Consider the following 7,569-nt stretch of genomic DNA (forward strand, 5'->3'; position numbering starts at 1 on the left):
CCGTCAGCCCTGCGGCCGCTCCTTCGGCGGCGCCAGGTTCAGCCGCCGGCGCCCGTCGATCGTCAGCTGGTTGTGCCCGGCGCCGATCTGCAGGTCGCGGGTGAGGGTGCGCCCGGCCACGACGAGCGGCGGCTGCACCATCCGCAGGTCGGTCCCGCCGCTGACGCACACCTCGAGCGCGGCCACGATGCGCCCGCCGATGTCGAAGACCGGCACCGCCACCAGGGACGTGTACAGGTCGTACTCGTGCCGGCACACCGCCACCCGGGTCAGCCGGGTCACCGCCAGGGCGTGCCGGAGATCGGCGGGCGACGTGCACGTGTACGGCGTGTACGCGGGCAACCCCTGGCCCACCAGCGCGGAGACCACGGCCGCCGGCGCGAACGCCAGCAGCACCCGCCCCATGGCGGTCGCGTGCAGGGGCAGCCTGCCGGACTCCAGCCCGATCGCGACCGGCCCGTCCCCCGGCAGCTTCTCCAGGTAGTTGAGCCGCAGGTTCTCCAGCATCCCCAGCCGCACGGCGCACCGCCCGGTCGCCGCGGCCAGGTCGTCCATGACCCGCCGGGCCCGGTCGTGGAAACTGGGCGGCACCTGCCGGGCGTACCCGGCGATGCTGCGCAGCTCCCCACCCACCCGGAAGAATCCGTCGGTCGGCCGTTCGAGCATGCCGCACGACACCAGTTCATTGGTCAGCCGGTGCGCCGTGGAGACCGGCATTCCGGTCAGGCGGGCGAGCTCGGTCAGCGAGAACGCGCCACCGTGTCCGAATGCCGAGAGAATCGCGATGACCTTGCTCGTCACCGACCGACCCGAATCCGCGGAGTTCCCAGCCATGCCCGGCCCCCTCTACGCGTCACCGTGCGGTGACACACAGACAAGTTTGTCCCCGGGCAAGCGTCGCCGGATCGGACGGAGCGCCGGATATCTCGTCGCGAAACCCCAGGGATCATGAAATCCGGCACAACAGGCAGAGCACTGTCACCGTGCGACTATCCGCATAAAGCGCGCCCGGCCGGCATGCTGTCGTTCGCCCGGACGGCCGAGGACCGCGACGCGTTCCAGCGGCGCGCCCAGGACCTGGCCGGTCTCGTCATCGCCCGGGTCGGCTACGCCACCATCGACTACGAACGACACGAGCGGGCGCCCGGCCATCGGGGGCCCCGTCGCATCGTCGGCGAGGCCGAGTGGACGCGGCCGCCCTGGCGCCACGACGCCTTCGACGCCGTCGACTACGGCGCGGGCGACCCGATCCACGTCGTGCTCGGCGACGCGGATCCGGCGGGGACGACCCTGAGATATTCGGCGGACACCGTCGCCGTGGTGTTCCCGCCGGACGAACCGCCCGGCTGGGCGCGGCCCGGAGCGGCCCCCGGCCGGTGATCAGGCGCGGCGGAACGCCCGGACGGCCAGCGGCACGAACACCACCATGAGGGCGGCGAGCCAGGCGAGCGACTGCAGGGCCGGTGCGGCCGGCGACGGTCCGCCCACGGTGAGGCCGCGGACCGCGTCGACGACCAGGGTGACCGGGTTGACCTCGGCGAAGGCGCGGACCGGGCCCGGCATCGTGGCGGTCGGGACGAACGCCGAGGAGGCGAACGTCAGCGGGAACACCCAGATGAACCCGGCCGACTGCGCCGTCTCGGGGTTGCGCACCGACAGGCCGACCCACGCGCTGATCCAGGAGAACACGTACGAGAAGCCCAGCACGAGCAGGAACGCGGCGGCGAGCTGCCAGGCGGGCTGGGACGGGCGGAAGCCCACCAGCAGGCCGACGGCCGTCATGATGATCAGCGTGAAGACGTTCATGACCAGGTCGGCGGCGGTGCGGCCGACGAGGACCGCCGAGCGCGCCATCGGCAGGGAGCGCAGCCGGTCCACCACCCCGGCGCGCAGGTCCTCCGTCAGGCCCAGGCCGGTGACGAGGGCGCCGAAGATGGCGGTCTGCACGATGATGCCGGGCATGAGGAAGTTGACGTAGGAGACCGGACCGGTGTCGATGGCGCCGCCGAAGACGTAGCGGAACAGCAGCGGGCCGCCATCACCTGGCTGTCGAGCAGCACCGCGCCGCGGGAGAGCCGCCGGCGCCCGGCGCGGGTGCGGATGCCGACGCGGGCGGTCACCGCGACTCCTCGGCGGGAACCGCGGCGCCAGCGTCGTCGGTGGCGGCCGTGGTGTCGGTGGCGGTGTGGCCGGTCAGGGACAGGAACACGTCGTCGAGGCTGGGCTGGGTGAGCTGGATGGCGGCCACCCGCAGGCCGCGGGCGTCGAGCCGGCGCAGGGCCTCGGGCGCGGCGTCGGGGCGGGACACCCGCACGGTCAGCTCCCCGGCGGGGCGGTCCGCGGCGACGCCGGTGCCGGCGGCGGCGAGGTCGGACAGCAGCGGCCCGGCGGCGTCCAGCGCGGCCGGCTCGTGCAGCCGGATGCGCAGCACGTCGGTGCCGATGCCCGCCTTCAGCTCGGCCGGGGTGCCCTCGGCGATGACCCGGCCGGCGTCGATGACGGCGATGCGCTGGGCGAGCCGGTCGGCCTCCTCCAGGTACTGCGTGGTGAGCAGGACGGTGGTGCCGGCGTCGCGGAGCTCGTCGAGGATCGCCCACAGCTCCTGCCGCGACCGCGGGTCCAGCCCGGTGGTCGGCTCGTCGAGCAGCAGGACGGCCGGCCGCCCGGTGAGGCTGGCCGCGAGGTCGAGCCGCCGCCGCATGCCACCGGAGTAGGTGCCGACGCGCCGGCGCGCCGCGTCCGTCAGCTCGAAACGCTCGAGGACGTCGCGCGCCCGGCGGCGCGCCTCGGCGACCGGCAGCCGGTACAGCCGGCCGACCATCTCCAGGTTCTCCTGCCCGGTCAGCTCCTCGTCGACCGCGGCGAACTGCCCGGCGAGGCCGATCGACAGGCGCACGGCGAGCGGGTCGCGCACGACGTCGTGCCCCATCACCCGGGCGGCGCCGCGGTCCGGCCGCAACAGCGTCGCCAGCACCCGCACCAGGGTGGTCTTGCCGGCGCCGTTCGGCCCGAGCAGCCCGAACAGGCTCCCGGCGGCCACCCGCAGGTGCAGGCCGTCGAGGGCGGTCACCGTGCCGGAGGACACCGCGAGGTCGTCGGCCTCCACGGCGGGCCCGGTCACGGGGCGGCCGGGGCGGTCCCGTCCGCCGGCACGGCCAGGCGGATGGTGAAGGCCGCGCCCGTGTCGGACGGGGCACGCCGCACCGGCGCCAGGATGAGGCGATCCATCGAGGGCGCGAGGGCCATGGCCGACAGCGCGCGGCCGGCGTTCAGCCAGCCCGCCGGGGTGTCATCGATCGGCTCGACCAGCGCGTCGCCGGTGCGGGTGCCGGGGACGCTCAGGCGGGCGCCGATGGTCGTGGCGATCCGCTGCAACGATGCCCACACCGGACCGGGGACCGTCGCCCGCCCGGGTAGCGCCGCCGGGTGCGTGTGCAGCGAGACCGCGCGGTGGGCACGGACGGCGGCGGGGGTGGCCACGCCGAATCCGGTGATGCGCAGGGAGGCGATCAGGTCGGGCCGGGTGGCGTCCGGGAAGAGGTCGAGCGCGACCTCGGCGCCCGTGCCGGCGAGCACCGTCAGGGCATGCTGCAGGCCGGAGCCGCAGTCGACGACGTCCTGGGCGAAGCGGGACGTGCCGGCCGCCCGGCCGCGGGTGACGAGGGACAGGACCGCCGTGTCACCGGCCAGCTGCCAGCACCACGGGCGCGCGCCGCCCACCACGGGCGCCTTGGCCGCGGCGGCGGCCGCGCGCGCCAGGCACTGCTCGGCGCGGGCGTGCCGGGCACTGGCCGCCCGGTCGGGGAAAACGATCGTGGACATCATCCGACTGTCGCGCGCGGCCGCCGCCCCGGCGTAGGGCCGATCGGCCCGACCTGGCCGTGACCTCGGTGGCCGCTGGCCGTCAGAGCGGGACCGACCAGGTCACGATCGTGCCGTGCGGCTCGGCCGGGGTGAGGCGGCACTCGCCGCCCGCCTGCTCGGCCCGCCGCTGCAGATTGCGGATGCCGCCGATGCTCCGCATCCGGCTGTCGACGCCGACCCCGTCGTCGGCCACCCGGAGGATCACCCGGCCGGCGTCGGCGCGCACGTCCACCGAGACGGCGCTCGCCCGGGCATGCCGGGCGACGTTGGACAGGGCCTCCCGCAGCACCGCGACGATCGCCGGCCGGACGGGATCGGGGACCGCGCTGTCGATCGGGCCGACGATGGTGAGCTGCGGCCGGAGGCCGAGCGGGCCGCGGGCCTCGTCGACCAGCGCCCGCAGCTCCGCGCGGAGCCCCCCGCCGACCGGCGTGCGCAGCTCGAAGATGGTGCCACGGATGTCGCGGATCGTGGCGTCGAGGTGGTCCACCACCGAGTCGATGCGCTCCCGGGCCTGTTGCCGGATGCCGTGCGAGTTGAGGCCCTGCAGCTGCATGCCGGCGGCGAACAGCCGCTGGATCACGAGATCGTGCAGGTCGCGAGCGATGCGCTCCCGGTCGCCGAGCACCGCGAACAGCTCCCGCTCCTCCTGCGCCCGGGCCCGCTCGAGGGCGAGTGCGGCCTGCCCGGCGAACGTCTCGACCATGGCGACGTCCGGCGCGTCGGCCGCGACGGCGTCGCCCGGCCGGTACACCACGGCCAGGACGCCGAGCGACTCGCCGTCGGAGGCCAGCGGCACGAGCAGGGCGCCGCCGGTGTGCATGGACACCGCCCACTCGGCGTCCTTGCCGAGGTCCTCCACGACCGTCAGGTGGCGCGAACGCAACACGTCCGCGATGTCCCCCGACGTGGCGTCGACCGTCGTCCCCACCAGCCCGGCCGGCGCGTTGCCGGCGGCGACCTCGACGACGAGCCCGGTCTCCGCGGCGCCGATGAGCACCAGCGTCATGTCGGCGCCGGCGACCTCGCGCGCCCGCTCGGCGACCAGCCGCAGGGCGGTGGCCCGGTTGATCTCGCCCAGCAGCACGCCGGTGATCTCGCCGGCCGCCTCCAGCCACCGCTGCCGGCGGCGCATCTGCTCGTACAACCGGGCGTTCTCGATGGCGGCGCCCGCCGCCACCGACAGCGCCCGCATCAGCTCCTCGTCGTCGTCGGTGAACTGCCCGCCGCCCTCCTTCTCGGCCAGGTATAGGTTGCCGAACACCTGGTCGCGGATGCGCACCGGGACGCCGAGGAAGCTGTGCATCGGCGGGTGGTGCGGCGGGAAGCCGTACGCCCGGGGGTGGGCCGTGATGTCCGGCAGCCGGATCGGCCGCGGGTCCTCGATGAGCAGGCCCAGCACGCCGTGGCCGTGCGGCAGGGCGCCGATGAGGTCGTGGTTCTCGGCGCTCAGCCCGTGCGTGATGAAGTCCGTCAGCGTCCGGTCGGCGCCGACGATGCCCAGCGCGCCGTAGCGGGCGTCGGTGAGCCGGCACGCGGCGGCGACGATCCGCTCCAGGGTGCTGTGCAGGTCGAGGTCGGTGCCGATGCCCACCACGGCGTCCAGCAGGGCGCGCAGCCGCTCCCGGCTCGCCGAGACCTCACCGACGCGGTCGAGCAGCTCGTGCAGCAGCTCGTCCAGCCGCACCCGGGACAACGGCGAGAACGGCATCGACGGGACGGCCCAGCCAGACTCGTCGGCCATATGCGAAGCCTACGCACGTTCGCCGCCGAGGAGAACCGCCCGCGGCGGCGGAGGTCCCCGCGGGTCGGGCAATTCGCCTCTGCCGCCGCCTGACCGGCAGGCGTGTGCTCGGTGCAGATGACTCGAGGAGGTGTCATGAGCACTCTCACGATCCGGGTCCGCGCGCGACCGGACGAAACCCCGAGCAGGTGGCTCTGGCTCGTCAAATGGCTGCTGCTCATCCCGCACTACGTCGTGCTGGCGTTCCTGGGGGTGGCGTTCGTCGTCCTCACCCTCGTCGCCTACGTCGCCGTGCTGTTCACCGGCCGGTACCCCGAGCCGGTCTTCCAGTTCAACGTGGGGGTTCTGCGGTGGAGCTGGCGGGTCGGCTACTACGGCTACCAGGTGCTCGGCACGGACCGGTACCCGCCCTTCACGCTGGCCGAGGTGCCGGACTACCCGGCCGGGCTGACGATCGACGGGCCGCCCCGCCCGCGCCGCTGGCTGCCTCTCGTGGCGTGGCTGCTGGCCATCCCCCACCTGGTGATCCTGGGCGCGCTCAACGGCGCCGCCGGCTGGGAGATCGACGACGGGGACGGCGCGGTGCGGACCGTCGCCTCGCTGAGCGTCATCGGCGCCGCGGTGCTCGTGGTGGGGCTCGGCCTGCTGTTCACCGGCCGGCGGCTGACCGGCCTGCACGACCTGCTCGTCGGCGTGGGCCGCTGGACCCTGCGGACGGTCGCCTACGTCGCGCTGCTCACCGACCGGTACCCGCCGTTCCGGCTGGATCAGGGCCCGGCCGAACCCGACGACCCGGATCCGGTGCCACGCACCGCCCCGCCGGGCGGCACGGCCCCGGCGACGGCCGGCTCGCCGAACCGCGCCGCCGCGGTCGTCGCCGTGGTGACGGGGGTCCTGCTGGTCTTCACCTCCGTCGGCCTGGGCGCCGCCGGTGCGGCCGTCCTGACGCTGAACGGCGAACGGGACGCGACCGGCACGCTGACCAGCCCCACCCTGAACGTCGCGTCGCCGACCGCGGCCGTCACGGTCGAGGGCGTGCAGCCCGGCGACCTGTGGACCGGTGACCTGCGGACCATCGGCGCCGTACGCGTCACCGCGACCGGCGACGCCGGCGCCGGGCTGTTCCTCGGCGTGGCCCGGCAACGCGACGTGGACACGTGGCTGAACGGCACAGCGCACGACCAGCTCGTGCAGGTCTACTCCGAGGACGGCGCCCGGTACGACCGGGCGGACGGGGCGCTGCGGCCGGTGAGCGCACCGGCGGACCAGCGGTTCTGGATCGCCCAGGCGTCCGGAGCGGGCACCGTCGAGCTCGACTGGGCCGGCACCGCGGGCACCTACGCCGTCGTCCTGGCCAACGTCGACGGTTCGCCCGGCGTCACCGCGACCACGCGCGTCGCCATGCGTGTGCCGGACCTCGCGCCGCTCGGCTGGGGGCTGGCCGGCGGGGCGACCGCCCTGGCCGTCCTCGCGTTCGTGCTGATCTACCTGGGAGCGACCGGACTGGGCCGCCGGCACACGCCGGCCCCGCCGCCCCCCGCCCCGGGACCGCCCACGGCGGCGGAGGCCCGCCCGCCCGCGGCGGTCGGTTGAGTGCGCGACGACGGACGGCCCTGTGGCACCCGCCGGAGGGCCGTCCGGTCGTGGCCCGATGCTGCCCGACGGCCCGACGTCCCGCCGCGCTGGTGTCCAAGGTCCCTGCCGGAGCGGGACCGGCGGCCCTGACCCCGCCGCCCGGCGCAGGGTGGAATCGAGGTGTCACTGAGACATCGGAAGGACGTGAACGTCATGACCGCGACGATGAGCCCCCGGACCACCCACCACACCATCGCCGAGACCATCCTGCCGCCCGCGAGCGAGAGCACCCGGCAGAAGGCCGTCGACTACACCCTCGCCGGGCTGCGCCTCGCGCTCGGCTGGATCTTCCTCTGGGCGTTCCTCGACAAGCTGTTCGGCTGGGG

The 7,569-nt window shown here is 75.0% G+C and carries 7 protein-coding genes; 2 read left to right on the forward strand and 5 right to left on the reverse strand.

The annotated features are described in order from the left end of the window. Positions 1-3 precede the first annotated feature (3 nt). Positions 4-801 (reverse strand): IclR family transcriptional regulator, encoded by a 798-nt coding sequence (locus Sya03_RS21830; protein WP_203940218.1) that lies wholly within the window; start codon positions 799-801, stop codon positions 4-6. Positions 802-1,017: 216 nt separating this feature from the next. Here Sya03_RS21830 and Sya03_RS21835 point away from each other — a divergent pair, with 216 nt between their 5' ends. Further along, the gene (locus tag Sya03_RS21835) at positions 1,018-1,380 is read left to right on the forward strand and encodes a hypothetical protein (RefSeq protein WP_203940219.1); all 363 of its coding nucleotides are present in this window, start codon (positions 1,018-1,020) and stop codon (positions 1,378-1,380) included. Here the strand turns inward: Sya03_RS21835 and Sya03_RS21840 are convergent, their stop codons facing one another. The 4 genes from Sya03_RS21840 to Sya03_RS21855 form a co-directional block, all read right to left on the reverse strand. Continuing rightward, positions 1,381-2,151: an ABC transporter permease gene (locus Sya03_RS21840; RefSeq protein WP_306892656.1), complete on the reverse strand. Its 771-nt coding sequence runs from the start codon at positions 2,149-2,151 to the stop codon at positions 1,381-1,383. It lies immediately after the preceding gene. Beyond that, positions 2,117-3,106 carry an ATP-binding cassette domain-containing protein gene (locus Sya03_RS21845; RefSeq protein ID WP_239107749.1) on the reverse strand — a complete coding sequence of 330 codons (990 nt, stop codon included), beginning with the start codon at positions 3,104-3,106 and terminating at the stop codon, positions 2,117-2,119. Before Sya03_RS21845 ends, Sya03_RS21840 begins: the two co-directional genes overlap by 35 nt. Positions 3,107-3,117: 11 nt before the next feature. Continuing rightward, positions 3,118-3,822, reverse strand: a complete 705-nt coding sequence (locus Sya03_RS21850) for a hypothetical protein (RefSeq protein WP_203940222.1) — start codon at positions 3,820-3,822, stop codon at positions 3,118-3,120. Between the two features lie 82 nt (positions 3,823-3,904). After that, the gene (locus Sya03_RS21855; protein WP_203940223.1) at positions 3,905-5,608 is read right to left on the reverse strand and encodes a sensor histidine kinase; all 1,704 of its coding nucleotides are present in this window, start codon (positions 5,606-5,608) and stop codon (positions 3,905-3,907) included. A 135-nt stretch (positions 5,609-5,743) separates the two neighbouring features. Between Sya03_RS21855 and Sya03_RS21860 the strand changes: the two genes are divergently transcribed. After that, positions 5,744-7,201, forward strand: coding sequence for a DUF4389 domain-containing protein (locus tag Sya03_RS21860; protein ID WP_203940224.1), 1,458 nt, complete (start codon positions 5,744-5,746; stop codon positions 7,199-7,201). Positions 7,202-7,569 lie beyond the last annotated feature (368 nt).

Origin of the sequence: Spirilliplanes yamanashiensis (assembly GCF_016863475.1) — a bacterium.
Lineage (GTDB): Bacteria > Actinomycetota > Actinomycetes > Mycobacteriales > Micromonosporaceae > Spirilliplanes > Spirilliplanes yamanashiensis.

What these genes read in the sequence shown, in the direction of transcription:
- Sya03_RS21860 (WP_203940224.1), top strand. Translation starts at nt 5,744, where the DNA reads ATGAGCACTCTCACGATCCGGGTCCGCGCGCGACCGGACGAAACCCCG.
- Sya03_RS21850 (WP_203940222.1), bottom strand. Translation starts at nt 3,822, where the DNA reads ATGTCCACGATCGTTTTCCCCGACCGGGCGGCCAGTGCCCGGCACGCC.
- Sya03_RS21855 (WP_203940223.1), bottom strand. Translation starts at nt 5,608, where the DNA reads ATGGCCGACGAGTCTGGCTGGGCCGTCCCGTCGATGCCGTTCTCGCCG.
- Sya03_RS21835 (WP_203940219.1), top strand. Translation starts at nt 1,018, where the DNA reads ATGCTGTCGTTCGCCCGGACGGCCGAGGACCGCGACGCGTTCCAGCGG.